This is a genomic window from Thermogemmata fonticola, from assembly GCF_013694095.1.
GTDB lineage: Bacteria > Planctomycetota > Planctomycetia > Gemmatales > Gemmataceae > Thermogemmata > Thermogemmata fonticola.
This window is the reverse complement of sequence record NZ_JACEFB010000002.1, coordinates 619732-644883: the sequence shown is the minus strand read 5'-3', so window position 1 is coordinate 644883 and position 25152 is coordinate 619732. Positions and strand designations below refer to the sequence as shown.

General features: G+C 59.2%; 27 protein-coding genes and 1 pseudogene. 26 read left to right on the top strand and 2 right to left on the bottom strand.

Features of this window, described 5'->3' with window-relative positions; all coding sequences use genetic code 11:
- Window positions 1-57: 57 nt before the first annotated feature.
- The 25 genes and pseudogenes from rplB to rplQ all read left to right on the top strand — a co-directional run bounded on the left by rplB (window position 58) and on the right by rplQ (window position 18427).
- Window positions 58-936: a 50S ribosomal protein L2 gene (gene rplB, locus H0921_RS06040; protein ID WP_194537120.1), complete on the top strand. Its 879-nt coding sequence runs from the start codon at window positions 58-60 to the stop codon at window positions 934-936.
- Between the two features lie 253 nt (window positions 937-1189).
- The gene (rpsS, locus tag H0921_RS06035) at window positions 1190-1468 is read left to right on the top strand and encodes a 30S ribosomal protein S19 (protein WP_194537119.1); all 279 of its coding nucleotides are present in this window, start codon (window positions 1190-1192) and stop codon (window positions 1466-1468) included.
- A gap of 167 nt (window positions 1469-1635) precedes the next feature.
- Window positions 1636-2067 (top strand): 50S ribosomal protein L22, encoded by a 432-nt coding sequence (gene rplV / locus H0921_RS06030; protein WP_194537118.1) that lies wholly within the window; start codon window positions 1636-1638, stop codon window positions 2065-2067.
- Window positions 2068-2199: 132 nt separating this feature from the next.
- Window positions 2200-2925: a 30S ribosomal protein S3 gene (gene rpsC, locus H0921_RS06025; protein WP_194537117.1), complete on the top strand. Its 726-nt coding sequence runs from the start codon at window positions 2200-2202 to the stop codon at window positions 2923-2925.
- Window positions 2864-3322, top strand: coding sequence for a 50S ribosomal protein L16 (gene rplP, locus H0921_RS06020; protein ID WP_194537116.1), 459 nt, complete (start codon window positions 2864-2866; stop codon window positions 3320-3322). The genes rpsC and rplP overlap by 62 nt, the downstream gene beginning before the upstream one ends.
- Before the next feature lie 148 nt (window positions 3323-3470).
- Window positions 3471-3821: a 50S ribosomal protein L29 gene (gene rpmC / locus H0921_RS06015; RefSeq protein ID WP_194537115.1), complete on the top strand. Its 351-nt coding sequence runs from the start codon at window positions 3471-3473 to the stop codon at window positions 3819-3821.
- 156 nt (window positions 3822-3977) lie between these two features.
- Window positions 3978-4376, top strand: coding sequence for a 30S ribosomal protein S17 (gene rpsQ / locus H0921_RS06010; RefSeq protein WP_194537114.1), 399 nt, complete (start codon window positions 3978-3980; stop codon window positions 4374-4376).
- Window positions 4377-4445: 69 nt separating this feature from the next.
- A complete protein-coding gene (gene rplN / locus H0921_RS06005; protein ID WP_194537113.1) occupies window positions 4446-4811 on the top strand; it encodes a 50S ribosomal protein L14 in 366 nt (121 codons plus the stop codon).
- A 111-nt stretch (window positions 4812-4922) separates the two neighbouring features.
- Window positions 4923-5288, top strand: a complete 366-nt coding sequence (rplX, locus tag H0921_RS06000; RefSeq protein WP_194537112.1) for a 50S ribosomal protein L24 — start codon at window positions 4923-4925, stop codon at window positions 5286-5288.
- Between the two features lie 205 nt (window positions 5289-5493).
- On the top strand, window positions 5494-6060 hold the full coding sequence (gene rplE, locus H0921_RS05995) for a 50S ribosomal protein L5 (RefSeq protein WP_194537111.1): 567 nt from the start codon (window positions 5494-5496) through the stop codon (window positions 6058-6060).
- 1021 nt (window positions 6061-7081) lie between these two features.
- The gene (locus H0921_RS05990) at window positions 7082-7273 is read left to right on the top strand and encodes a type Z 30S ribosomal protein S14 (RefSeq protein WP_228499102.1); all 192 of its coding nucleotides are present in this window, start codon (window positions 7082-7084) and stop codon (window positions 7271-7273) included.
- A 103-nt stretch (window positions 7274-7376) separates the two neighbouring features.
- A complete protein-coding gene (gene rpsH / locus H0921_RS05985) occupies window positions 7377-7832 on the top strand; it encodes a 30S ribosomal protein S8 (protein WP_194537109.1) in 456 nt (151 codons plus the stop codon).
- 221 nt (window positions 7833-8053) lie between these two features.
- Window positions 8054-8602 carry a 50S ribosomal protein L6 gene (gene rplF, locus H0921_RS05980; protein ID WP_194537108.1) on the top strand — a complete coding sequence of 183 codons (549 nt, stop codon included), beginning with the start codon at window positions 8054-8056 and terminating at the stop codon, window positions 8600-8602.
- A 112-nt stretch (window positions 8603-8714) separates the two neighbouring features.
- Window positions 8715-9071: pseudogene (gene rplR, locus H0921_RS05975) on the top strand (50S ribosomal protein L18); the annotation flags it as partial.
- A gap of 219 nt (window positions 9072-9290) precedes the next feature.
- Complete coding sequence (rpsE, locus tag H0921_RS05970; protein WP_194537106.1) at window positions 9291-9809, top strand: 30S ribosomal protein S5; 519 nt, start codon at window positions 9291-9293, stop codon at window positions 9807-9809.
- A gap of 152 nt (window positions 9810-9961) precedes the next feature.
- Complete coding sequence (gene rplO / locus H0921_RS05965) at window positions 9962-10468, top strand: 50S ribosomal protein L15 (RefSeq protein WP_194537105.1); 507 nt, start codon at window positions 9962-9964, stop codon at window positions 10466-10468.
- Window positions 10469-10543: 75 nt separating this feature from the next.
- Window positions 10544-12076 carry a preprotein translocase subunit SecY gene (gene secY, locus H0921_RS05960; protein WP_194537104.1) on the top strand — a complete coding sequence of 511 codons (1533 nt, stop codon included), beginning with the start codon at window positions 10544-10546 and terminating at the stop codon, window positions 12074-12076.
- 373 nt (window positions 12077-12449) lie between these two features.
- Window positions 12450-13154 (top strand): adenylate kinase, encoded by a 705-nt coding sequence (locus tag H0921_RS05955; protein ID WP_194537103.1) that lies wholly within the window; start codon window positions 12450-12452, stop codon window positions 13152-13154.
- A 95-nt stretch (window positions 13155-13249) separates the two neighbouring features.
- Window positions 13250-14116 carry a type I methionyl aminopeptidase gene (map, locus tag H0921_RS05950; protein ID WP_194537102.1) on the top strand — a complete coding sequence of 289 codons (867 nt, stop codon included), beginning with the start codon at window positions 13250-13252 and terminating at the stop codon, window positions 14114-14116.
- A 189-nt stretch (window positions 14117-14305) separates the two neighbouring features.
- A complete protein-coding gene (gene rpmJ / locus H0921_RS05945; RefSeq protein ID WP_194537101.1) occupies window positions 14306-14419 on the top strand; it encodes a 50S ribosomal protein L36 in 114 nt (37 codons plus the stop codon).
- Between the two features lie 95 nt (window positions 14420-14514).
- A complete protein-coding gene (rpsM, locus tag H0921_RS05940) occupies window positions 14515-14904 on the top strand; it encodes a 30S ribosomal protein S13 (protein ID WP_194537100.1) in 390 nt (129 codons plus the stop codon).
- A gap of 233 nt (window positions 14905-15137) precedes the next feature.
- Window positions 15138-15518 carry a 30S ribosomal protein S11 gene (rpsK, locus tag H0921_RS05935; RefSeq protein WP_194537099.1) on the top strand — a complete coding sequence of 127 codons (381 nt, stop codon included), beginning with the start codon at window positions 15138-15140 and terminating at the stop codon, window positions 15516-15518.
- Window positions 15519-15751: 233 nt separating this feature from the next.
- A complete protein-coding gene (gene rpsD / locus H0921_RS05930) occupies window positions 15752-16402 on the top strand; it encodes a 30S ribosomal protein S4 (protein WP_194537098.1) in 651 nt (216 codons plus the stop codon).
- 276 nt (window positions 16403-16678) lie between these two features.
- Window positions 16679-17680, top strand: a complete 1002-nt coding sequence (locus tag H0921_RS05925; RefSeq protein ID WP_194537097.1) for a DNA-directed RNA polymerase subunit alpha — start codon at window positions 16679-16681, stop codon at window positions 17678-17680.
- Window positions 17681-17866: 186 nt separating this feature from the next.
- Entirely contained in the window at window positions 17867-18427 is a 561-nt protein-coding gene (gene rplQ / locus H0921_RS05920) for a 50S ribosomal protein L17 (protein WP_194537096.1), read from the top strand.
- 215 nt (window positions 18428-18642) lie between these two features.
- Here rplQ and H0921_RS05915 read toward each other — a convergent pair whose 3' ends face one another.
- Together H0921_RS05915 and H0921_RS05910 are read right to left on the bottom strand one after the other, a co-directional pair.
- Window positions 18643-19983: an excinuclease ABC subunit UvrC gene (locus tag H0921_RS05915; RefSeq protein WP_194537095.1), complete on the bottom strand. Its 1341-nt coding sequence runs from the start codon at window positions 19981-19983 to the stop codon at window positions 18643-18645.
- 69 nt (window positions 19984-20052) lie between these two features.
- Window positions 20053-20895 (bottom strand): uracil-DNA glycosylase, encoded by an 843-nt coding sequence (locus H0921_RS05910; protein WP_194537094.1) that lies wholly within the window; start codon window positions 20893-20895, stop codon window positions 20053-20055.
- A 1042-nt stretch (window positions 20896-21937) separates the two neighbouring features.
- On the opposite strand from H0921_RS05910, the gene H0921_RS05905 reads away from it, so the two are divergent.
- The gene (locus H0921_RS05905; RefSeq protein WP_194537093.1) at window positions 21938-25111 is read left to right on the top strand and encodes a tetratricopeptide repeat protein; all 3174 of its coding nucleotides are present in this window, start codon (window positions 21938-21940) and stop codon (window positions 25109-25111) included.
- Window positions 25112-25152 lie beyond the last annotated feature (41 nt).

The window sequence follows — 25152 nt, the reverse complement described above, 5'->3', positions numbered from 1 at the left end:
CGAACGAAACTGAGAACAACATCGACACGTAATTCCTCGATTCGACGGGTGAACATCATGGGCATCAAGCAATACAAACCGACATCTCCTGGCCGGCGGGGCGGCATGGTCTCCGACTTTGCCGATTGCACGTTCCCGCGCGTGAATTGCCCGGACAAGAATCTGCTAGTCCCCCGCAAAAAGAAAGGGGGGCGCAACTTCCAGGGGATCATCACCTCGCGCTTCCGCGGCGGCGGGCACAAGAAGATGTACCGCCTCATCGATTTCAAGCGGCGGCGCGACAACGTGGAAGCCACCGTGCTGCGCATTGAGTATGACCCCAACCGCTCGGCCCGCATCGCGCTGATCGAATATCCGCCCGACGAGCGCTACGAATATCACCGCTCCTACATTCTCGCCCCGGAAGGCCTCAAGGCGGGTGACAAAGTCATGTCCGGAGAAAGCGACGCCGTGGAGCCGCGCCCGGGCAATTGCATGCCGCTCTGGAAAATCCCCCTGGGCATGGCCGTGCACAATGTCGAATTGACCCCAGGCCGCGGCGGACAACTCTGCCGCTCCGCCGGTTGCAGCGCCATCCTTCAGGCCCGGGAGAAGGATTGGGCTTTGCTCCAGCTTCCCAGTGGTGAAGTCCGCAAGGTGTCGGCCAAATGCCGCGCCACCATTGGCGTGCTCTCCAATGCCGAACATATGAATATCGCCTTGGGGAAAGCTGGGCGTAAGCGCTGGATGGGCCGCCGGCCCCATAACCGCGGCACAAGCCAGAACCCGATCGACCACCCGATGGGCGGTGGCGAAGGGCGCACCAGCGGCGGGCGGCATCCCTGCTCCCCCACCGGCGTGCTCTCCAAGGGTGGAAAAACACGCCGCCGACGCAAACCCAGCAGCAAAGCAATCATTCGTCGCCGACCGCCGGGACGCTTCCAAAATACCGCCTGATCCTTTCGCTGGCTTGCTCTCTGTTGATGAGGGGGGAGCCGAGCGGAATCGGGCAAACAACGGGGTTGCCGCTGGTCGTCTTGCAGCCGCCCCACTAAACTAACTTACCCCTTGCCAGACGGAAAAATCCAGGCGGCGGGGACCACAAACCCAGCGGTGGCTTGACCCAAGACCACGATCCAAAGGGTGAAACACGCTGGGGAACGCTGCGGAATTCCCTGGAACATTGCTCGGAGACAGGGTTGGAACTGCTATGAGCCGATCGCTGAAAAAAGGTCCGTACGTCGATGAGCGGCTATTGGCTAAAGTCCTCAAACAGGGCTTGAACAAAGAGCCGATCAAAACTTGGTCGCGGGATTGCACCATAGTTCCGGAGTTTGTCGGGGCCACCTTCCTCGTGCATAATGGCAAGACTTTCCACCGGGTCTATGTCACCGAGGAAATGGTGGGCCACAAACTCGGCGAGTTCTCCCCGACCCGGATCTTCAAAGGCCACTCCGGAGGCAAGGCGAAAGCGGCCGGCGGCAAGTGACATCCGCGGATGAAGCAAGCTCCCCTCGGCTTCGGCTCCGGGGAATGTAGCGGGAGCAGCAGAATAACAGGATAGGAGCCATCCCCCAGTTTCCCACTGGGCACAGACGGCCCTCTGGCTCAGTGGATGGACAGGAAAACCTCCAGCAAGTAGCAGGTGAATCGACCATGCCCTACACGGCCAAACATCGCTTCGCCGACATGGGACCGCGGAAAATCCGGCCCTTTGCGAATCTGGTCCGGGGACGCAACGTCAACGAGGCGCTGGAGTTGCTCCAGTTCTACCCCAACCGCGGCGCCAAACTGCTGGCGGCGGTCATCAAAAGTGCCTACAGCAATGCCGATTTCCTGGAGCATCCCGACCCCGATGACCTCGTCGTGCTGGAATGCCGCGTGGATGGCGCCCCGATGTACAAACGCATTCAGCCCCGCGCCCGTGGCACCGCCTTCCGCATCCTCCGGCGGATGTCCCACATCACCGTGACGTTGGCGGACGAACAGGAAATGCAGGATTTGGTGGCAAATGACCTCAAGGCCGGAGGGCGCCAGCAGAATCTCGCCCGACTCGCCCTCGGTTGGCTCAAACGCCACGCCGTGTGACTGCAAGAGGGCGGCTTCTTTGCATGGAAATTTTCCTCGACACGCGCAGAAAACAGAAACGACCGGACTGGAAGAAGGACAAAGACCAAACTGAACTGAGAGAGACCAACGACACACTAAGGAACGCGACTTATGGGGCAGAAGGTACGACCGACCGGCTTCCGCACGGGCATCATGCGTCCCTGGCGTAGCATCTGGTATGCCGGGAAACAGGACTTTGCCGAACTTTTGCTGGAAGACTTCGCCATCCGCAAGTTCATCCATAAGTACCTAACCCGCCAACGCGAACGCAAGGAACAACGTCCGGCGATCTCCGAAATCCGCATCGAGAGGACCCGCGAGCGCGTCACGGTTTACATCGCTTCTTCCCGTGTCGGTGCGATCATCGGCAAGAAGGGGGAAAAGATCGAGAAACTGACCAAGGCATTGGAGAAGCTGACCCGCCGCCACATCGAAATCAAGACGATCGAGGTCACGCGCCCTGAAATCGATGCGCAACTGATTGCGGAGGACATCGCGGAGCAACTGGAGCGCCGGGCCAGCTTCCGTCGCACCATGAAACAAGCGATGCAGAAAGCGATGGAAAACGGCGCCCGCGGTGTCAAGGTACAGCTTTCCGGCCGCCTCGGTGGAGCTGAAATGGCCCGCTGCGAAAAGGCCATGGAAGGCTCTGTACCGCTGTCTACCCTCCGCTGCAAAATCGATTACGGATTCACCGAAGCTGCCACACCCCAAGGCAACATCGGCATCAAAGTCTGGGTCAATCAAGGGGATTACTTGACGGGAGATACCATCGATGCCACTGATGCCCAAGCGGGTCAAGTACAGAAAAAGTCAACGCGGCGTCGCCCGCGGTAAGACTACCCGCAAAAAATACCACGGCCCGATTCGCGGCTTCGCTCAGCGCGGCAATTACGTCGCTTATGGCGACTATGGCCTGCAAGCCCTGGAAGGCGGTTGGCTCTCCGCCGAGTGCATCGAAGCAGGGCGCATCACCATGACGCGCTTCGTCTCCGGCGAAGGCCGCTATTACATCCGCGTCTTCCCTCACAAGCCGATTACGGCAATTCCCGCCGAAACCCGCATGGGCAAAGGCAAGGGCGAACCGGAGTACTGGGCGGCTGTCGTGCGCCCCGGCCAAATCCTCTTTGAAATCGGGGGGCTGCCCGAAGCTGCCGCCCGCGATTGCCTCGCCCGTGTGGCTTACAAAATGCCTTTCAAGTGCCGCTTTGTCGCCCGACGCCCCAGCGTCTAGTTCCATCGGCACTTTCCGCCGCAATCCCAACGGTTTGTACAGGCCGGACCGTTGACCCGTCCCAGGCCTCAAACTACAATTATCCTTCCCTTTGTTTCCAACAGAAACTCCAGCATCGCTGGCTAACATACGCTCGGAGAGGTGATCGATGGTTCCGAAAACCCGTGAACTCCGCGGCATGAGCGACGAACAACTGCTCACCACCCTGCGCGACCTGGAAAAACATCTGTTCACCCTGCGCGTGCAGGCGGCCACAGATCGCCTCAAAGCCCCGGCGGAAGTCCGTAAAACCAAGCGGGCCATTGCACGGGTCAAAACGATCCAACGCCAGAGGGAACTTGAAAAACTCCGCCAGCTTCCCCCCGATCAACTCCAGGCCCGTATCGAACGCCTGGAAAAACGAGTCGAAGAGGATCAGCCCGGCAAACGCCGCGCCTTCCGCCAGGCCCAACGCCTCAAACGCTTCCTGGCAGAAAAAATGGCCGCTCCCAAGACCTAACGGAGGATGAAGCCGGCCCCGCGTCCCGAACATCCGGGAACCTGAGCACGCAGAAACAGAAGGCGGACCCTACCTGACGACCCAATACGCCTGTGATCCTCCTCCGAGAACACTCCCGAACACCACGAACACCCTAAGACGATAAGGATGCTTCCCATGGCTGAGACCAACCCGACGACGAGCAGTGCCCCGACGAAAACTACAGGCAAACGTCTTCTCCAGGGGATCGTCACCCGCGACAAAATGAACAAAACCCGGCGGGTCGAAGTGGAACGCCTTGTGCAGCATCCCCGCTATGGCAAATACATCAAGCGCCGCACCATCTGCTACGTCCACGACGAAAACAACGAATCCCACCTCGGCGACACGGTGGAAATCATCGAATCACGCCCCCTGTCCCGCTTGAAGCGTTGGCGGCTTGTTCGCATCGTCAAAAAGGCGCCTACCCGCACGCTCTCCCACCTGGAGGGAGCTGTCGCCGGTAGCGAACTCCCGGAACCCTTGCAAAAAACCGCCACCGAGACCGCGGCTTCCCCGCCGCCTCAGCCTTCCTGACAGCCCAGTGACATCCGTGCGTACTCTGCATATAAAACAAACTCCAGTTGGATGGGAACGAGGTGACTTATGATTCAGATGTACACATATTTGGATGTGGCCGATAACACCGGGGCCAAGGAAGTCATGTGCATCCAAGTCCTCGGCGGCTCGAAAAAGCGCGTCGCCCGCATCGGCGACATCATCCGTGCCAGTGTCAAAAAGGCCATCCCCGGCGGTGACGTCAAGCCGGGAGATGTCGTCCGGGGCGTGGTCGTCCGCACACGGGCCGCCACCCGTCGCGAGGATGGCAGCTACGTCCGCTTCGACCGCAACGCCATGGTCCTGCTGGACAACGAAAACAACCCCCGCGGTACCCGTATCTTTGGCGCCATCCCCCGGGAGTTGCGAACCAACTTCATGAAAATCGTCAATCTCGCCGCCGAGGTTGTCTGAGACCGGCGTCTTGGAAATATCCCCAAACCACACTCGGCTGCCAGCACTATGACATCGGCCTGACATACGACCTGAAGACCAAAACATCCAGCTCTACGCGAGGTTTCCGCCATGCATATCCGCAAAGACGATATCGTCGAAGTGATCGCCGGTGACGACAAGGGCAAGCGCGGCAAAGTCCTGCGCGTCATCCCGGAGAAAAATCAAGTGGTCGTCGAGGGAATCAATTTGGTCTATCGCCATGTCAAACCGTCGCGCCGCAATCCCCAAGGGGGACGAATCTCCAAGGAAATGCCGTTGGATGCTTCCAACGTCGCCCTGATCGATCCGGTGCAGAATAAACCCACCCGTGTCGGCATCCGTTATCTCCCCGACGGCAGCAAGGAGTTGTACGCCAAGCGCAGCGGGACCCGCCTGCGGATCCTGAGCAAGCCTCGTCCTCGCTATGCCCAATCCGCGAACCCCGCCAACCGTTGAACATCCCTGGCAGGCGGCAACGACGGAAGGCCTCAATGGCGGCAACGCCCCATCCAGACAAATGTCTTACATGTGTCTTTCATGAGGCCGGGTGCTGCCTATCCCCCACTCTTGGCGTGCTACCTGCGGAATCTTATAACATCTTTCTATCGCTGTACGCGATCTGGACCGTGAGCTTGCGTTGCTATCACCGGGATTTCAAACTATGACAGCCACTGCCACCCAATTGCCGCCGCCGCGTCTCAAACAGCTTTACGACCAAGAAATCGTACCGGCCCTCAGTAAAAAATTCGGCCGTACGAATCGCCTGAGCCTGCCGCGCCTGGAAAAAATTGTCATCAATATGGGCGTGGGGAAGGCGTTGCAAGACAAAGAACGCCTCAAGCAAGCGGTGGAGCATCTGGCCTTGATCGCCGGTCAGCGACCGCAGATCACCAAGGCCCGCAAGTCGATCAGCAGCTTCCGGCTCCGCGCCGGCTATGAAATCGGCTGCCGTGTGACGCTCCGCGGGCGACGCATGTACGAATTCCTCGACCGCCTCATCAACGTCGCCCTGCCCCGCATCCGCGACTTTCGCGGCGTCAACCCCCGAAGCTTCGACGGGCATGGCAACTACTCCCTGGGTGTCAGCGAACAACTCATCTTTCCGGAAGTGGATCCCGACACCGTCAACTTCACCCAAGGTATGGACATCACCATCGTCACGACGACTGACAGCGATGAGGAAGCCCGCGAACTCCTCCGCCTCTTCGGCATGCCCTTCCGCTCGTGAGATCGCCTTCCTCGTCAACACCCTGTTCCTTTTCCCTGCGCTTGTGAGACGCTTCCTTCAGGAACAATCTACCTTTTTCCGCGAAGGATGGAGGGGTCAGGCCCCACCCTTGATCTTTGGCCTCACCGCCGCACCCCCCGCCGCCGCCCAAATGCCCGGCAAAATCTGAATGATCTATGCCATTTCTGCTCCGATTATCCGGCGGGTGGCGGCACGCACCCTCTGAAGGCCTTTTGAATTCCTATCCCAGGGAAGAGGATGAATTGATTTTACCACTCGGATTCCCCAACACAAGAAAAAATCAGACTGCTCCTGAGTTACAGCAAACTCTGGATGTCACTGGGGGAACGCTAGCCGAGGAAGGGAAATGCCGCCGCACTGAATAGGTACTAGCAGAATAACCGCAATACCAGGTCGGAATGCTGTCCGTTATGGCCCAAGACCGTTCCAGTTTTTCCATCCTCGATGGAAGGCTTGAGGATTTTTGTGAACAGGATTACACGTAACTATCTGTCCCTCTTCGAGATCGGGCGATTCCGCTATTTTTGGGAAAATTTTATTTGACAGGGCAGGATTTATGGTACATATTTACAGAAATCCGGGAGGTTGAGCCACCACAATGTCGGCGTCCCTTTCCGGCTCCCAACAGGAAGCGTTCCCCTTTTCTGCGGAGACGTGGAGCCGCTCAGGAGGGTGCAAGATGGGGCAGATTACGAGCATTCGCGGGGCGGAATGGACGAAGTGGGACCGACGGCTGACCAACTCCTAAGCCGGGCGCGGGGGCTGCCATTGGGCGGAAGCGGCGGGCAGCGGCCAGTTTTTTCGTCCGGTCCTATTGGCGGTGGGGAGGGCAGGTGCTACAACAAAGATTCTCCGCATGTGAGGAACGGCCGGTTGCCACTATTGGCGGGTGTGAAGGTTGGCGAGCCGGTACGCCGGGAGGTTTTCCGCAATGTCCACGAATGCCCAAGAGGCGAAGCATCGGCGGCAGTTAGCTGCGATTATGGAGCATATCGCCGAGATGAAAAAGCCGCCGGAGCAGCGCGACAAGAGCAAGTTGCTCCCTGGATGGGAACTGATCCGCTTTCGGCGGCGTTGCCGGATTTGCGGCCGGGGCCGGGCGGTGTACCGCAAGTTCGGTATCTGCCGCATCTGTTTCCGCACGCTGGCCAGCGATGGGATGATCCCCGGCGTTCGCAAAGCCTCGTGGTAACGCACTCCCCCTTCATCCCTTCAGCTTGATGGGCAGCGGCCAATCACCCGGCAATTTGCCCCGCCTGCCTATTGCACCGAGGGAAGCCAAAGAGGACATTGCCATGATGACTGACCCGATTGCAGATATGTTGACCCGGATCCGCAACGCCAACGCCATCGAGCGCCCGTATGTGGAAATGCCCGCCACCAAGATGAAGGTGGCCATCGCGCGAGTTCTTCAGGAGGAAGGGTTCATACTCGGCTACCGGGTCGGCAAGTATGTCACGGTCCAGACGGAAAACGGTGCCGAGACCCAATTTCAACCCGTCGAGACGCTCAGCGAACCGCACCTGATCCTCCAGATCTTTCTCAAGTACGGTCCGGATGGCGAAAAGGTCATCCGTCATATTGAACGGTACTCCAAACCGGGACGGCGCGTGTATATGGGCTACAAAGAGCTACGCCCGGTGCTGGACGGATTGGGAATCGCGGTGCTCAGCACCAGCAAAGGCGTATTGTCCGACCGCCAAGCCCGCAAGCAGAAAGTCGGCGGGGAAGTGATCTGCACGGTTTGGTAAGGCGGGGTGCTTGGGGCACCCGAATACCCGGTTCTCTCCCTTGGCACGAGGCCTAACACGCCGGAACATGGAGAGCCAACCGGAAACGAGCGGGCAAAACAGAATGAAACGCCGACCCAACCCCGCGGAGGAAGGAATCGTCCGATCTGGCGGAGGAACGAATCGAGGACGGAGACAAGATATTTCGGAAATGTCCCGTGAGACATGAGGGAGCGGTTGCGATGTCACGTATTGGCCGTCAACCCATTGTTGTGCCGGCGGGAGTCAAAGTGACTCTTCAGAACGGCGAAATCACCGTGGAAGGTCCTAAAGGGAAGCTCCAGTGGAAGTATCATCCGCACATGCAGGTGGCCTTCGACGGCAAAAAGATCGTGGTCACTCGCCCCAATGACGAGCGGGAGAATCGCGCCCTGCACGGTTTGACGCGGGCGCTCATTTACAACATGATCGTGGGCGTGACCCAAGGATACGAGAAACGGCTGAAGGTCGAGGGAGTCGGCTTTCAGGCCGCCATGAAGGGCAAGGGGGTCGAGTTGACGGTGGGGTATGCCAACCGGATTTATCACGAACCGCCGCCGGGCGTGACGGTGTCGGTACCAGACCCGACGACCATCGTGGTGAGCGGAATCGACAAGCAGAAGGTGGGCCAATTTGCCGCGGAGATTCGGGCCAGCCGTAAGCCGGAGCCATACAAAGGTAAGGGCATCCGTTACGAAAATGAAGTCGTTCGCCGCAAGGAAGGGAAGTCCTTCGCTTCCGGCGGTAAGTGATCGGTTAGGGTGGCTCAGCGGGCTATACTCATCCCGGCGACCGCGAAATACGGGATAGTGTCTTGTTCTTCCAGGATGATCCCGATCGGAGAAAGCAGCAACGGGAGCGGCCATGAACACGCAAAAGTTGAAGCGGATTCGCGCACAAAGGCGAAAATATCGCGTCCGTAATCGGATTTACGGGACCCCACAGCGTCCCCGCTTGAGTGTCTTTCGAAGCAATATGCATATTTACGCCCAGTTGATCGACGATCTGCATGGTGTCACTCTGGCGGCGGCGAGCAGTTGTGGGAAGAACTCGGGCCTGAGCTACGGCGGGAACATTGCCGCCGCCCGCGAAGTGGGGCGGAAAATTGCGGAACTGGCCAAGGCCAAAGGCATCACGCAAGCCGTGTTTGATCGCGGCAGTTATCGCTTCCACGGGCGAGTGGCAGCTCTGGCCATCGCGGCCACCGAGGCCGGGTTGAAATGCACGGACCCGGAAGCCATTCGAGCGAAACAGGAAGCCCGCGCCCAAAAGCAAGCCGAAGCTCCCAAAGCCAAAGCTGAAGCCCGCCCCCGCGGTGGTCCGCCCGCCGGTAAAGCCCCCGCCAAAAAAGAGAAGGCCGCCAAATGAACCCGTCCTTTTCGGGAGAGCTACTGCCCTGCACCACGAGGAACAGATAAGACCTTCACCGAGGAATGAACTATGGCACGGGAACGTCGCGAGAAAGGTGATCTTGACGCCTACGATCAGGTAGAGCTGAAGGATTATGTGGTCAAGATTCGGCGGTGCGCGGCCGTCGTGAAGGGAGGCCGCCGCTTCAGCTTCAACGCCCTGGTCGTGGTCGGTGACGGCAAGGGGCGCGTGGCCTACGGCTATGGCAAAGCCAACGAAGTCCAACCTGCCGTTGAGAAAGCCTGCAAGGAAGGCGAGGCCAAAGTCCGCCGTTCCAATCCGTATTCGCTCCGCGGCACGACCATTCCCCATCGGGTCATCGGGCGATACGGAGCCAGCAAAGTCATCATGATCCCCGCGGGACCAGGAACGGGCGTCAAGGCCGGTCCCGGCGTGCGGGAGGTCCTCCAGGCGTGCGGCATTACGGACATCCTTACCAAGGTCCACGGGAGCACCAATCCCATCAACCTGGTGAAAGCGACTCTCAACGGGCTGGAACAACTGCGAACCAAGGAGCAAGTGGCCGCCCTGCGCGGCGTACCCCTGTAATCGTCCCGTGCCTGATGATGTGGGAATGTGATGGGGGAAATGAAATGAAGCTGCCCCGTGCTTGGGGAAGAAAATGATGGGGTGGAAATGGCTGGCTGGTTCGTCTATCCAACGGGTGAAAGCCAGCCGCAAGGATATTCAGGAGAGCAGCGATGGATTTGACCACAGTTTCGCTCGGGGTACATCGGCGGAAGCGGAAAAAACGAGTCGGTCGCGGCATCGGTTCTGGCCACGGGAAGACCTGCGGACGCGGCCATAAAGGACAATACTCCAGCGCCGGCTCGGAATGGCCCAGTCCGCTCTACGAAGGCGGGCAAATGCCCTTGTACCGCCGCCTGCCCAAGCGGGGATTCACTCGCGGCCCGTGGAAAAAGATTTATGCCATCGTCAACGTCGGCGACCTGCAAGATCGCTTCCAGGACGGCGAGAGGGTCAATCTCCAAAGCCTCAAGCAGCGCGGATTGATCGATGGCACCTTCGATGGCCTGCGCGTCCTCGGCGATGGCGAATTGACACGCAAACTCACGGTCCAAGCCCATCATTTTTCCGCTTCGGCCAAGGCCAAAATTGAAAAAGCTGGTGGAACATGCGAAATCCTGCCTGGCCCCAAGAAGCCGGTGCGTAACAAGATGGGAAGCGGTAAGTCCAAAAAGGGCTGAGTTCGCGGCTGCCGAAAACCGCTAGGCCGTCTGCTAACTGAGTCCGCCCGTTCACCCTCCAGGGCATGATCGGTCATGAATTGGCGAGCGATTGCACTGCTATCGGGTATTGTGGCGCTCACGGGCGCTGTCTTTTCCGCGGTGTGGGGAGGGCCGGGTAGCCTTACCTGGACCCTCAGCCTCTTCGGAGGGGCCGCGGTCGTGATCGGTGTAGCGCCGGAGCAACTCTTCCTCATTTTCCGCATCCCGGAACTCCGCAAAAAGATTTTCATCACCCTTCTGTTTCTGGCGGTTTACCGCATCGGTTATTACATCCCCTTGCCGGTGGTGGACCAGGCCAAACTGGCGGAGAAGATGCAGCAAATGCGCACCGGACCGCTCGGCCAGGTGCTCAGTTTTGTGTCCCTGTTCTCCGGCGGAAACCTGAGCATGGCCTGCATCTTCTCCCTGGGGATTATGCCCTACATCTCCGCTTCGATCATCATCCAATTACTCGCCAGCGGTGTGATGCCCTCCCTGGAGAAACTGCGTAAGGAAGGGGAAACGGGCCGGAAGAAACTCAATGAAATCACCCGCTACGTCACCGTTCCCATTTGCATGATTCAGGCACTCATGGTGGTCAACCAACTTTACCGGCCAGAAGCGGAGGGCGGATTTGGCGTCATTGCTCCCGGCTACCAGGGCACCTTCAACGTCCTGTGGTTTGGCTTCGCCGCCATTCTGACCATGACGGTCGGGACGATCTTCCTGATGTGGCTGGGGGAGCAGATCGACGAATACGGCATCGGCAACGGGATTTCCCTGATCATCATGGCTGGGATCGTGGCCCGCATTCCAGATGCCACCACGACGCTGCTGATCGACAGCGCCACCGGACAGCTCAAGGAATCCGTGCTCACCCTGGGAGGGACCACGGGGGACATTAGCTTTGAAAAACTGATTGTCATGGCGATCCTGTTTTTGGCGGTAGTGGTCGGCGTTATTGCCATGACGAAAGCCCAGCGGCGCATTCCGACGCAATCGGCGCGCCATGTCCGTGGGCGGCGGGTTTACGGGGGCACCCGGCAATTCCTACCCATGCGGGTGAATGCCGCCGGCGTCATGCCCGTGATCTTCGCCAGCACCCTCCTGATCCTTCCGTATGTCCTCTTCAGTGCTATCGACAGCATCTCTGGCGGAGAGGTGGCCTGGGCACGCACCTTGGCCCGCCTCTTCCAAGATCACCGCTCCTGGCTCTACAACGTTATGTACATCGCCATGATCTATCTCTTCACCTACTTCTGGGTGGCCATCACCTTCAATCCCAAAGAGATTGCGGACAACTTGAAGGACCACGGCAGCTTCATTCCGGGGTATCGTCCCGGTTCCCACACGGCGAATTACCTGGAAAAAGTGTTGATGCGTATCACCTACGTCGGCGCTGCGTTCCTGGCGGTGATTGCGATCATTCCCAATATCATCACCAGCGGTCTGGAAATCCCCTGGCAAGTAGCCAGCTTTTATGGAGGAACAGGTCTGCTGATCGTCGTCAGCGTCGCTTTGGACCTGATCCAGAAGATTAACAGTCACTTGGTGATGCGCAATTATCCGCAATTGACGGAGGAGTGACAGCCTTCTATCGACGGGGGTCAACATAATCCGCAGAGCAGGCCCCTAGAGCCACCCAGCGATTACGACTTCGCGGCCAAGAAATCCAAAGCACAGCGGGTAATACCCCCTATAACAGCGGGATTGATGCTTTCCAGCTTGCCATCATCCTGTTAGCGTGTATCTTGCGAGAGTTGGAGAATACGGACGGTTGACTTGGCCATCCACAATCAGGACCTTCCCGCGGACCTCACCTACCGTTCGGAAAGGGCGAATAGATCAGCGCCTAACGGAACAAACCGGCATCGAGCAGGTTATAGGATGAGGATAGATTTCAGAGACGGTAGCGTTCCCCTTTGGCATCCGGAACTCATTGGGAATAGTAGGTGCGCGTATGCGTTTGGTGCTGGTAGGACCTCCGGGAAGCGGTAAGGGCACTCAAGCCCGGCGCTTGGCAGAACGATTGGGGCTGACCTACATTGGCACCGGCGACATGTTGCGCGAGGCGATCGCTCAGGGTTCCGAACGGGGGCGGCGTGTCGCCGATCTGATCAAACAGGGTCTGCTGGTTCCGGACGCCGAGGTCAATGCACTCATTGCGGAATTGTTCCAAGGTCCGCAGCGTCCCCGTTGTTTTGTCACCGATGGCTACCCGCGGACTCGTGCCCAAGCCGAAGCCTTCGACCAACTCCTCGCTCGTTTAGGGTTGCCGCTGGATGCCGTCATCAATCTCACCATTCCCGATGAGGAGGTGGTCCGTCGTATTGCTGGCCGCCGCTGCTGCACCAACTCCGCCTGCGGCATCTGCTACAACATCTATTTCCAGCCTCCCCGCCAGCCGGGGGTTTGCGACAAGTGCGGCTCCCCTTTGGCCCAGCGGGATGACGACCGCGAAGAGACGGTCCGCCGCCGCCTCCAGGAGTTCCACAAAACCACTGATGCCCTGCTGGAACATTACCGCCAGCAAGGCCTCGTGCGCGATGTGTCGGCAGTGGATCATGTCGAAACCATTTACGCCAACATTCTCCAGGCCGCCCGACCACCCGATGGACATCAAGCCGCCTGCCCACCCGATGGACACTCGCCGCAGGCATCCTAGGATGCCCATGGGATGCGGCTCCTGGCCTTCCGGAAATGTGATTGGGAACAGGAAAAGATTACCGCAGGCCATTTCGACAACCCCTTGAGCCAGTCATGTTGCGTTCACGAACACCCCGTCCGCCGGAACTCAAATCCCCCCGCGAGATCGCCTTGATGCGCGAAGCCGGGAAATTGGTGGCCCGCGCTCTCAAACTCTGCCGGGACATGGCCAAGCCGGGGGTGACGACGCAGGAAATCGACCAGGCCGTGGAGGAGTTTTACGCCCGACACCAGGCCATTCCCTTGTTCAAGGGCTACCCCGGCAAGACCCCTTTCCCTGCTGTGACCTGCATGAGCATCAACGAGCAGGTTGTCCACGGCATCCCCAGCCGCCGCGCTCTCAAAGAGGGGGACATTCTCAAGGTGGACACCGCTTGCAAACTGCACGGCTGGTGTGCCGACCGCGCCATCACGATTCCCATTGGCCAAGTGTCGCCGGAGAAAGCCCGCCTGATCCGCGTCACCGAGGAAACCTTACAGATCGCCATTGATCTGCTGCCGAAGAAACGGTGGTGGAGCGAGATCGCCAGCGTCATGCAGCGGCACGTCGAACAGGCCGGCTTCAGTGTCGTGACGAGTTATGTCGGCCATGGCATAGGCCGAGCCATGCATGAAAGCCCCCAGGTCCCCAATTACGTCGATCGCGAAACCCGCAGGCAGGATTTTCGCCTGGAACCCGGCTTGGTGCTCGCCATCGAACCGATGGTGAACATGCGGCGGCCGGAAGTCGAAGTGCTCAGCGATCACTGGACGGTGGTGACACGCGACCGCATGCCCAGCGCTCATGTCGAGCACACTGTCGCGCTCACCGCCAATGGCGTGGTGGTCATCACGGCTGACGAAGGTGCTCTGGAGGAGGACGCCGCCGCTTCCCCGTCCTCTTTGCCCACCAGCTCCTCTGCCAGCCGAGAGAACACCTGAGGCCCCTTCCCTGAGTCGGGGCTGATTCGGCCAGGCCAGAGGTCCCGCAAACCCTTTCGAGGCGGTGGGGAAATGTTTCTGTTCCGCCCCTTGCCACTGGCGGGGGGCTATCTAATATGATGTTTTACCGGCCTGGGATAAATAGAAAGCTCGCATCCCTACGAGGGATGATTGACGGGAGAATCAACCATGAAAGTGCGCTCCAGCGTCCGCCGCATCTGCGAGAAATGCAAACTGATCCGACGCAAGGGAGTCGTCCGGGTCATCTGTGTGGACCCGCGCCACAAACAACGGCAAGGATGAAAGCCCGGAGGCAAGATACCCTTGGCCCACTATGGAAAATCCCGCAGATTCTGCTTGAAAACGGGACAGCGATTTCCTAACTCAGGTGCACCGCCATGCCGCGTATCCTAGGTGTCGACATTCCAGCGAATAAACCTCTGCACATTGCCCTGCGCTACATTCGCGGATTGGGACCGACGAATTCGCTTTGGGTCTGCGAGAAGCTCAAGCTCGATCCCCAGCGCCGGGCTAAGGACTTGACTGACGCGGAGATCGCTGCCATCGCTTCGCTCTTGGACAAGGATCCGACCTTTTTGGTGGAAGGTCCCCTGCGCCGCTTTGAAGCGGCCAACATTGCCCGGCTCAAGGAAATCAAGTGCTATCGGGGCGAGCGGCACCGCAAAAATCTGCCCGTTCGCGGCCAACGGACCCGCACCAACGCCCGGACCCGGAAAGGGCCGCGCAAGACAGTGGCCGGAAAGAAGGGCGTCAAAGAGCTGCGCTAATCGCGGAGGCGACGCGGTCGGCGGGCAAGGACCGCTTGGCTTCCTTCGCCTGTCCTCCTGGAATCCGCGGACCGACAGATGGAAGTGGTGCACGGATTCCCCACTGGTGGCTTGGGATTCACAACACCCCGTTTGACCTTGCATAGGATTCACAATACCGCTTTTGGCTCTGCATACCCCGCACAGGGATAGGATGGATTGGGAATTCACGATTGGGGAGGTTGTAGGTCGATATGGCAAAGAGCAAGAAGAAGAAAAGCCGGCGGAATGTGACCCGTGGCATCGCCCACGTGCAAAGCACCTTCAACAATACCATCGTCACCATCACGGATACGAATGGCGACACGCTGTGCTATGCCTCCGGCGGAACCGTTGGATTCAAGGGGAGTCGTAAGAGCACACCCTTCGCGGCACAACGGGCTGCCGAAGAAGCCGCGCTCAAGGCGATCAAGTTCGGCATGAAAGAGATCGAAGTACGGGTGAAAGGGCCGGGAGCCGGCCGCGAATCGGCAATCACCGCGCTGCAAACGGCGGGGCTGACCATCAAGGCCATCGAGGACGTCACGCCTCTGCCTCACAACGGTTGCCGGCCTCCCAAGAAACGCCGGGTGTAAACGGGCGCAACCCGGACTTGGCTTCGCCGATCCCTGGCATGTCCCGGACTGCCCTGAACTCACGGAATCAACGGATCCCGGCCTGGATGATCCGCTAGCGGAACTAGCCCTATCCCAGCGATTCCGGCTTTGACCTGGGGGTTCACCGGAATTGCGAGCGAGGGCCGTTGTACGGTCCGGTGTCTTCCCGCCGGACCCAGAGTATCGACCCCCATTCGGAGGAACTTGACGTTATGGGACGTTATCTGGACCCCGTCTGCAAGTTGTGCCGCCGGGAGCAGATCAAGCTCTTTCTCAAAGGGGAGCGCTGCTTCGGTAACAAGTGCCCGATGGAACGTGACGCCCTTCCGCCCGGTATGCACGGTGCCCGGCGCGGAAAGCACTCCGAATATGGCCTACGCTTGCGCCAAAAGCAACGCCTGAAGCGCTTCTACGGCGTGCTGGAAGCCCAATTCCGGCGCTACTTCAAAATGGCCAGCCGCTCCGTGGGCAACACAGGAGAACAACTCCTCTCTATCATGGAGCGGCGCCTGGATAACGTGGTGCACCGCCTTGGCTTTGCCATCAGCCGCAATGCCGCCCGGCAGATGATTGTCCACGGACACATCTTGCTCAATGGCCGCAAATGCGATATACCCAGCATCCTGCTCAAGCCAGGCGATGTTGTCAAAGTCCGGCCCCGAGACATCAGCCTCAAGCTCGCCCGCGAAGGACTGCAAAAGACCGGACAGTTCGGCTTGCACGTGCCTGACTTCCTCGAACTCACCGGAACAGCGGACGAACCCGAAGGCAGGATGACTCGGCTGCCCACACGCCAAGATGTCGATGACCGCATCCGCGACAAGGTCAATGAGCAGTTGATCATCGAAATCGTGACCCGCTGAGATGGGAAATCCGCAATAGCGATCCGCAGGGTCTCCCTCTCCTCGAGGGGCAAATGAGGCGTCGGTGAAAAACAGGAGGAATGCGAGCGAACCGGAAACGTCCCGCCCGGCTCTTATTTGGATGGGATGAGTCCGGGGGAGTGGTTCCCCGCATTCCCAGGGAATCGGATGCCGGCAGCGACCGGCCGGCCCTTGTCCGTGGGTGGTGTTGTCTGGTTCGTCGGGGAAGCCGGTCGCCTTCCCCGGCGGAAAACCGACAACCGAGGAGTTTTCATCATGCGTGTTCGTTGGCGAGGCCTGGAACTGCCCAGCAAAGTGGTCTGTGACCGCTCCACACTGACTGACACTTACGGCAAATTCATTGCCGAGCCGTTCGAGCGCGGCTTTGGCATGACCGTGGGAAACAGCTTGCGCCGCATCCTCATCTCCAGTCTCGAAGGCAGTGCTGTGACACGCCTGAAAATCCAGGGCGTCCAGCACGAGATCTCGACGATCCCCGGCGTGGTGGAAGATGTCACCGACATTGTTCTCAACATCAAATCCCTGGTCCTGAAAAATCTCTCCGACCAGCCGCGTACTATCCGCATCCAGAAACACGAAGCCGGTACGGTTCGGGCCGCTGACATCCAACACGATGAAATGATCCAGATCATCAATCCCGAACATCACATCGCCACCCTGACCCGCGACGTGCCGTTCGTCATGGAAATGATCGTGGAAAACGGCCGCGGCTACCGCACCGCCGAGGAAAATGCCGGAAAAGAACGGGAAATCGGCGTCATCCCGCTGGACAGCAGCTTCTCCCCTATCGTCCGGGTCAAATACGATGTCGAAGAAACCCGCGTCGGTCAGAAATCGAACTACGACCGCCTGATCATGGAAATCTGGACCAACGGCACGGTTTCGCCGCAAATGGCCCTGGTCGAAGCCGCCAAGATTCTCCGCAAGCACCTCAACCCCTTCGTCCAATACACGGAACCAGGACCGGAGGTGCCCTTGGAAGAGCCGATCGAAATCGGGCCGCGGCCGACCGAAGTGTACGATCTCGAACTGGAACGCAAGCTCAACATGAGCCTGGCGGAATTGGAATTGTCGGTCCGCGCCACGAATTGCCTGGAATCCGAGGGCATCACCACCGTCCGTGATTTGGTGATGCGCACGCCGGACGAATTGCTGGAAGTCCGCAATTTCGGCGAAACCACGCTGCGGGAAGTTCAGGCCAAGCTGGCGGAACACGGCTTGTCCTTGGGAATGAAAGTGCCGCCGCGCCGGGCGTGACATAGAATACGCTCTGGTGCCGTTACGCCACCCGGTGGGAAACCTAACCGGAGAGCGCGAACGGCCTCGTTCGTCATCTGCTACTAACCCTTCGGTCTCGACTGGCTGCTAGGGCCAGACTGCGAGGCCGCCCTTCACCTGCCGTGGCACGGGGTGAACGGGTATCGGACCTCAGGAGTTTACGCCATGCGTCATCGCAAAGCTGGCCGCCATTTGAATCGCACACCGGCCCATCGCCTCGCCTTGTTGCGGAACCTGGCCCGCGCCCTCTTCCGTCACGAGCGGATTCGGACAACGGTACCCAAGGCCAAGGAGCTGCGCCCCTTCGCCGAAAAGATCATCACCTTGGCCAAGCGAGCCTATCTGATCCTCGCGGCGGCGGAAGGCAAATCTGAAGCGGAACAGAAGCAAGCTCGCGTCCAGGCCCTGCATTATCGGCGCAGGGCGGCTGCTATTCTAGGACCCGTGGCGGAAACACTCCTGTGGGATGACGCCGAAGACAAGCCCCTCAAAGACCCCCTCAACCCCAAAGGGAACAGCCTCGACAATGTCTTGAAGAAACTATTCCGCGAGATCGGACCGCGCTACGCCGAACGGCCCGGCGGCTATACCCGCATCATCAAGCTGCATGATCGCCGTTTGGGCGACGCCGGCCCCGTGGCTATCATCGAATTGCTCAAAAAGGACGAGCAAAAAGTCCGCCAACGGCAGAAGCCCGCCGCTGCCCCAGCTCCGGCTGTGAGTTAGAGCAGAAGAGCGCGCCCTTCGCAGCCCGAAACCAACAGCCCCGCGGCCATTGCGCATCCGCTGACGGCTAGAAGTCACTCCAGAAACTGAAGCCGCCATGGCCGAGTATTTGATCCACCTTGGGAGATGCTCTGGCAATCGCGGTCGCACCGCCGATTGGTTTTGGGTATGCTCTCTCTTTTGGACCAGCCGCGCTTTTCCCTTCGGAGAAGCCGTCATTCCTCGTCCGTGATTCGCTTGCGGCGGAGGATGTTCAGGTAATGCTGGGCGAAGCGGTGCGCTTCATCGCGGACGTACTGCAACAGCCGCAGGGCGGCGGAATGGCGGCTAAGCACCAGCGGTTCGGACTGGCCGGGGCGGTAAATCTCCTCATTTTGTTTGGCCAAAGCCACAACGCAAGGCGGTTGGAGTCCCAGGGTTTCAAAGGCTTGCAGGGCGGCATGCAACTGCCCTTTGCCCCCATCGATGAGCAAGAGCTGGGGGAAGACTTCCTCTTCGTCACGTAAGCGGCGGAAGCGGCGGCTGACCACTTCCCGGATAGAGGCATAATCATCGATCCCTTCTACGCTGCGAATCCGAAAGCGACGGTATCCGGGTTTGAAGGGCAAGCCATCCAGAAAAGTGACCAAGGAAGCCACAGTATCTCGGCCGCTCGTGTGGGCGATGTCGATCCCCTCGATCGTGCGGGGGAGAGCACTCAATCCCAACACTTTTTTCAGACCGATCAAGCCTTTTTTCGGATCGATGGGGAAGACTTCCGGCTGGGGGTCGGTTTCCAGATGTCCCCGCAGGTCCAACTGTTCCAACGCGGCGATCTCATCCCGAAGGCGCCCCGCTTTCTCGAAATCCAATCGCTCGCTAGCCGCCAACATCTGCTGGCGAAGACGGTGGATGAGCCGATCCTTCTTGCCTTCCAGGACCATGATGAGTTTGCGAATCTGACGGCGATACTCCTGCCGGGTGACGCGGAAGTTGCAGGGTGCTGTACAGCGGCGGATGTTGTAAAGCAAGCAGGGGCGAAACCAACGCCAACGTTGCTCCTCGGAGCGGATATCCAGGGAGCAGGTGCGGAACTGAAACAGCTTCTGCAAGATGTGAACGGCTTGGCGCAGGCGCTTGGCGCTGGTAAACGGGCCGTAGAGGCGAACACCACGGGAGCGGGGTTTGCGGGTCACCTCGACACGCGGATACTCTTCACGGGTCCGAATCTGCAAGTAGGGAAATGTCTTGTCATCCTTGAAGTATTTGTTAAACTTGGGTCGTAAATCTTTGATCATTCTCGCTTCTGTGAACATCGCCGAGATGGGATCGGAAGTCTCAATGTAATCCACATCGCATACCAGGCCGATCCAATCGCGGATGCGTGGATCTTCTTCCGCATCAGGACCAAAGTATGTCATCACACGCGAGCGGAGATTTTTCGCTTTGCCAACATAGATGACATTGCCCTGGGCGTCTTTCATCAAGTAAACACCAGGTCCTGCCGGAAAACCCTTGATTTTGTCCTGCAATCGCTGAACGGCAGCCACGTTGTTGTCTGGTTTCGATCCTTTCATGATCCGTTCACCCGTGCCATGATCCGTTGTTAGACTTCGGTTATGGGAATCCCAGCCTGAGTCAATGTTTCAACGATTATCATCCTGACGTGAATTGGGTATAGGACGGCCCATCAGACGGAGGAGCATTTTCATATCCTCCCAGGTCTCCCGTTTCATCTTGCCACTGGGATCACGGAGTAATGCCGCGGGATGATACGTACATATGAGAGGCACACCACGATATTCATAGATTCGGCCCCGGAGCTTAGTGACACCCGCCGTCGTTTGCAGCAAGGCCCGTGCCGCGGTGTTGCCGAGAGCGACCAGGTAGCGGGGGCGGACCAAGGCGAATTGCCGCTCGAAGAAGGGGAAGCAATTGCGGCACTCCTCCATTGTCGGAGTGCGATTGCCTGGGGGGCGGCACTTGAGAATGTTGCAGATGTAGACGTCCTCGCGGCGCAAGCCCATGGCTTCGATGATCCGAGTGAGCAATTGTCCCGCCCGGCCTACGAACGGCTCGCCGAGGCGGTCTTCGTCCGCACCGGGCGCTTCGCCCACGAAACAAATCTCCGGGTCCAGCGGCCCCACCCCGAAGACGGTTTGCGTGCGCGTGGCATACAACTCTTCGCACCGCCGGCAGCGCGCCACTTCTCCCGCCAGCTCCGCCAGAGCCTGCTGCCGGCCCTCGATGGTCACCGGCACAGCCGATAGCTCCACCGCTTCCTCGCTGAATAGGCGGCCAGACTGAACCGAGGCGGCCTCCAGCGGAGACGAGGGGGCGGCAGCGTACGACGCATCGTCGCGCTTCTCGGCGGGATCGCTCTGCCAGGGAAGCGGCATCTGTTTAGGCACGAACAGCACCCCGCTCGCACGCAACGCTGCGACGTGGCCGAGCAATTGCCGCCGCCAATCCTGCTCTGCGTCGCTCATCCCCGCTTCCTCCGGACGAGATCGGCCTGCCTTCCATTGTAGGCATCCTCTCCGCTGGTCCACCATCGTTCCTCGTGCCGCCCAGGTAAAGGATGCTGGATTCCCGCTGCACCGTTGCCAGGTGCGATTTGCATGTTCTACCACAACCCGGTTGCTGCCTTCCATCCACCGCTAACAAAATATACGATTGACAGCCGTTCGCGGGAGATTAGCATAATACTAAGTTGTGACTCGCGGGAATCTGGCAGCAACCCTCCTCCTATTCAACCGAGGGTGCGGAAGGCGGCCTCTCCCATGGCAGTGCTGGGCCACAAAGTGAGCCAAGGAGACCTTCGGATTCCGAAGGGACCAGGTTCTCGTGTCCGAGTTTGGCGAAAGGCCCTGTGGGTTATCGCAGGCGTGCTCCTGTGGGGGTGGGGAGGAGCCTCTCCCGTTCAGGCGGGATGCGGAGACCATTTTCCACTGAGCTTGCACCGAGAGGGAGACCACCCTTTCAGCATTCCGTGGGCGGTGGAGGGAGGATTGCCGGGCGAGCCACAATCTCCCACTCCCTGTCCAGGGCCAGGGTGTTCCCCGACAGAACCGACGCTCCCGCCACTCTCGTTTGCCCCTCCTACCGTTGCTGAAAGGGACAAGTCCACCGCCGTGACTGCTGGCTTGTCCGTCCCCTGGTACGCCGATGATCCCGCAAGCCCCTTCGGATTCCCGCCCTCTCTCGCATTACTTCAGGGCGCGTGGGCCGACATCTTTCATCCGCCCCGTCCAAAAACTCGGAGCTACTAGTCTGCCGCTGGGTGCTTTCTCCCAGAGGACCCAACACTTTCTGAACCATCCACGCGGGGTGCCTTCCTCCCCGGCGCGTCCGGCTCTCGGCAGAGGATAACCGGCGCGCCCGGCCCCTTGCATCGGGGGAAACGGACCTCAGCGTGGCGTCCGGAAAACACCAAAGCTAGCTGTGTTGATATTCAGTGGAAGTATTCATGAAGTTTAGCTTGATTTCATTCTCAACATCATTGGTCATACTTTTATCCGGAGGTTAGCCATGCACGACCCCTCGTTACCCGAAACCCGTGGCGGGATGCGAATAACAATTCAGCGGCGGACGCCCGCTGTTCCCAAGCCTTATGTCCCTGCCATTGGACCGTCACTTCGCGTGCTGCTTTACGCCGTCTTTGGCGGCTTTGCTCTTCTCGGGGCGACCGGCATATACTTGCTGGTCATATCCCTTTTGAATCGCCTGTTCCCACAACATTTGTTTACTAACCCTTTTACATTCTGGATGTTGATTCTCCATGTGGGTTTCGGCATCCTGGGGACGATCCCGTTCGTCCTCTTTGGCGTGTGGCACTGGTGGACAGCCCGGAAGCGTGAGAATCGGGCCGCGATTCGCTGGGGATTGGTGCTGCTGGGGAGCGGTCTCGTCGTGATGGGAACGGGATTCGCTCTGATCCAGATCGACCAATTGCCGCAGCTTCCGACAGGAACTTGGAGCCGCACCGTTGTCTATTTACTCCATGTCCTTGTACCTGTGGTTTGCGTGCTGTTTTATGTGTATCACCGTAAGGCCGGCCCCCGTATCCGCTGGCAGTATGGCAAATACTGGGGAGGTGTAACCGCTGTTGTTGTCGGAGGCATGGCGGCGGCACACTTTGTCGATCCTCAACAATTTGGCAAAGAAGGCCCTGCAGAAGGGATGCAATACTTCTTCCCCTCAGAGGCACGGACAGCGGATGGGAACTTCATACCAGCTCACGCCTTGATGATGGACGAATATTGTGCACGCTGCCATCAGGATGTGTATAATGATCACTTCCATTCAGCCCACAAATTCAGCTCTTTCAACAATCCGGCATATTTATTCAGCGTGCAGGAAACGCGCCGGGTGGCGATGGAGCGGGATGGCCGCATGAATGCCTCGCGTTGGTGCGCCGGCTGTCATGACCCGGTGCCATTCTTCAGTGGCAAATTCGACGATCCGAACTATGACATCTTCAACGATCCCACCGCCCATGCCGGGATTACATGCGTCGTCTGTCATTCCATCACACATATCAATGCCACAATTGGTAATGCAGCTTATACCATTGAAGAGGCGAAGCATTATCCGTTTGCATTTAGCGAGAATAGTGCACTACAATGGATCAACAATCAATTAATCAAAGCAAAGCCAGAGTTGCATAAAAAGACATTCCTCAAGCCATTCCATAAGACAGCCGAGTTCTGCTCTTTGTGTCACAAAGTCCATTTACCTGTGGAGTTGAACCACTATAAAGATTTTCTCCGTGGGCAGAATCATTACGACACGTTTCTATTGAGTAGCGTTGGCCACGGAGCGCGCAGTTTCTACTACCCCCCCACCGGCCGCAAGGAGAACTGCGCCGCCTGCCATATGCCTTTGGAACCAAGCGCGGACTTCGCCGCCAAGGATTTCGACGGCAGCGGCGTTCGCAAGCGGCACAGCCATTTCTTCCCTGCGGCCAACACCGGCCTGTTTGAATTGCTCAAGCATGAGCCGCGCTACGCTCCCTACTCCGACCGGTGGCAAGAGGCCATCGACAAGCACGCGGCTTTTCTGCGCGACGACAAACTCCGTATCGACATCTTCGGCATCAAGCACATGACAGGGAATGGTCAAATGGACGACGATTCCTTAGCAGTCATCCGCCCGACTCTGCCGAAACTGCAACCGGGTAAGCACTACGTTGTCGAGGTGGTGATCCGCACGCTCAATATCGGCCATCCCTTCACGCAGGGGACAGCGGATTCCAACGAAGTCTGGGTGGATTTTGAGGCGCGCAGCGGCAGTCGAATCATTGGCCGCAATGGTGCTTTGTCTGGCCCGGATGAGAGGGGAGAGGTGGACCCGTGGGCCCATTACTGCAACGTGCACATGCTCGACCGCCATGGGAACCGCATCGACCGGCGCAATCCGCAAGACATCTTCACACCCCTCTATGACAAGCAGATTCCGCCCGGCGCCGGCCAAGTGGTCCACTACCGCCTCCAAGTGCCGCCGGATGTGACAGCGCCGGTGGAGCTGCGCGTCAGGCTGCGCTACCGCAAATTTGACTACAAGTACATGGAGTATGTCCACAAGGACTTGGGCCGGCCTATTCCCAAGCTGCCGATCGTCGATCTGTGCTCCGATCGCGTGGTGCTTCCTGTGGCGGGTGTGGCGGAGGAAGTGCCGGCCCAGGAATCGCCCATTCAGCCGGCCTGGCAGCGCTGGAACGACTACGGCATTGGCTGCCTGCTGGAAGGGATGCCGTTGAATCCCAAACGGGGGAACCTCCGCCAGGCAGAAGCAGCCTTCCGGAAGCTGACCGAATGGGACCAGGCCGAGGCTCACTGGCACGGGTATGTCAATCTGGCGCGGGTGTATATCGAGCAGGGCCGGTTGGAGGAAGCGGCGCGGTCGCTCAATGCGGCGCGGCAGTGTCAGCCTCCGCCGCCCTGGTGGCTCCTGGCCTGGCTGCAAGGCGTCATCACCGCGCAACAAGCGACCAGCCGGGAGGACCTCGACGCCGCGGCGGCACTGTTGGAACGGATCGTGGATCCCGCCCATCGGCCGCGACACGAGGATGGCCGCATCAAGTTCGATTTCACCCGCGATGTCGTCGTTCTCGATGAACTGGGGCGAACGCTCTTCAAGCGGAGCACGCTCGAAGCGTCGGGGTCCGAAGCCGAGCGGCAGTACCTGTTGCGAGCCGTCCAGGCCTTTGAACGCGCTCTGGTTGTCGATTCCGAAGACCTCGATGCTCACTATGGCCTCTATCAGTGTTACGATCGTTTGGGCGCCGGCGCCCCCTCTCCGGCCCACGTGGCGGAGGCGCAATCTTCAGACATCGAGGCTTTGCTGAACCAGGCTCTGTCGGGTAGCCCGAATGGTTCCGATCGTCGCCAACGGCTGGCCCAGCTTCAGGGAGCCGTGATCGCTTGGGGCCAGCGGCCTCCCGACCCGCGTGCTCCTCGGCTCCCCACGCTCCGCTTGGCGCTGGAACGGCTGCGGACGGCCTACCATGCAGAAAAAGACCCAGGCGTGCAGACCTCCCTGGCGGCAGTGCTCAGCGAGCTGCACCGCATTGCCCACGGCATGTACAAACCGGATGAGCTGGCGCGTGCCGCTACCACGCGGAAGTACCGGGAGAAGAATCCGGCAGCCAACGCCGCGGCCGAGGCCATCGTCATCTATCCCACAGCTCATCAATTGCCCTGAGCCGGCAGCGCTCTGAAACGCAGCAGATTTGCCCGCATATA

Excerpts from the sequence above, each read along its gene's own strand:
- rplB (WP_194537120.1), top strand. The coding sequence starts at position 58 with ATGGGCATCAAGCAATACAAACCGACATCTCCTGGCCGGCGGGGCGGC.
- rpsS (WP_194537119.1), top strand. The coding sequence starts at position 1,190 with ATGAGCCGATCGCTGAAAAAAGGTCCGTACGTCGATGAGCGGCTATTG.
- rplV (WP_194537118.1), top strand. The coding sequence starts at position 1,636 with ATGCCCTACACGGCCAAACATCGCTTCGCCGACATGGGACCGCGGAAA.
- rpsC (WP_194537117.1), top strand. The coding sequence starts at position 2,200 with ATGGGGCAGAAGGTACGACCGACCGGCTTCCGCACGGGCATCATGCGT.
- rplP (WP_194537116.1), top strand. The coding sequence starts at position 2,864 with ATGCCACTGATGCCCAAGCGGGTCAAGTACAGAAAAAGTCAACGCGGC.
- rpmC (WP_194537115.1), top strand. The coding sequence starts at position 3,471 with ATGGTTCCGAAAACCCGTGAACTCCGCGGCATGAGCGACGAACAACTG.
- rpsQ (WP_194537114.1), top strand. The coding sequence starts at position 3,978 with ATGGCTGAGACCAACCCGACGACGAGCAGTGCCCCGACGAAAACTACA.
- rplN (WP_194537113.1), top strand. The coding sequence starts at position 4,446 with ATGATTCAGATGTACACATATTTGGATGTGGCCGATAACACCGGGGCC.
- rplX (WP_194537112.1), top strand. The coding sequence starts at position 4,923 with ATGCATATCCGCAAAGACGATATCGTCGAAGTGATCGCCGGTGACGAC.
- rplE (WP_194537111.1), top strand. The coding sequence starts at position 5,494 with ATGACAGCCACTGCCACCCAATTGCCGCCGCCGCGTCTCAAACAGCTT.
- H0921_RS05990 (WP_228499102.1), top strand. The coding sequence starts at position 7,082 with ATGAAAAAGCCGCCGGAGCAGCGCGACAAGAGCAAGTTGCTCCCTGGA.
- rpsH (WP_194537109.1), top strand. The coding sequence starts at position 7,377 with ATGATGACTGACCCGATTGCAGATATGTTGACCCGGATCCGCAACGCC.
- rplF (WP_194537108.1), top strand. The coding sequence starts at position 8,054 with ATGTCACGTATTGGCCGTCAACCCATTGTTGTGCCGGCGGGAGTCAAA.
- rpsE (WP_194537106.1), top strand. The coding sequence starts at position 9,291 with ATGGCACGGGAACGTCGCGAGAAAGGTGATCTTGACGCCTACGATCAG.
- rplO (WP_194537105.1), top strand. The coding sequence starts at position 9,962 with ATGGATTTGACCACAGTTTCGCTCGGGGTACATCGGCGGAAGCGGAAA.
- secY (WP_194537104.1), top strand. The coding sequence starts at position 10,544 with ATGAATTGGCGAGCGATTGCACTGCTATCGGGTATTGTGGCGCTCACG.
- H0921_RS05955 (WP_194537103.1), top strand. The coding sequence starts at position 12,450 with ATGCGTTTGGTGCTGGTAGGACCTCCGGGAAGCGGTAAGGGCACTCAA.
- map (WP_194537102.1), top strand. The coding sequence starts at position 13,250 with ATGTTGCGTTCACGAACACCCCGTCCGCCGGAACTCAAATCCCCCCGC.
- rpmJ (WP_194537101.1), top strand. The coding sequence starts at position 14,306 with ATGAAAGTGCGCTCCAGCGTCCGCCGCATCTGCGAGAAATGCAAACTG.
- rpsM (WP_194537100.1), top strand. The coding sequence starts at position 14,515 with ATGCCGCGTATCCTAGGTGTCGACATTCCAGCGAATAAACCTCTGCAC.
- rpsK (WP_194537099.1), top strand. The coding sequence starts at position 15,138 with ATGGCAAAGAGCAAGAAGAAGAAAAGCCGGCGGAATGTGACCCGTGGC.
- rpsD (WP_194537098.1), top strand. The coding sequence starts at position 15,752 with ATGGGACGTTATCTGGACCCCGTCTGCAAGTTGTGCCGCCGGGAGCAG.
- H0921_RS05925 (WP_194537097.1), top strand. The coding sequence starts at position 16,679 with ATGCGTGTTCGTTGGCGAGGCCTGGAACTGCCCAGCAAAGTGGTCTGT.
- rplQ (WP_194537096.1), top strand. The coding sequence starts at position 17,867 with ATGCGTCATCGCAAAGCTGGCCGCCATTTGAATCGCACACCGGCCCAT.
- H0921_RS05915 (WP_194537095.1), bottom strand. The coding sequence starts at position 19,983 with ATGAAAGGATCGAAACCAGACAACAACGTGGCTGCCGTTCAGCGATTG.
- H0921_RS05910 (WP_194537094.1), bottom strand. The coding sequence starts at position 20,895 with ATGAGCGACGCAGAGCAGGATTGGCGGCGGCAATTGCTCGGCCACGTC.
- H0921_RS05905 (WP_194537093.1), top strand. The coding sequence starts at position 21,938 with ATGCACGACCCCTCGTTACCCGAAACCCGTGGCGGGATGCGAATAACA.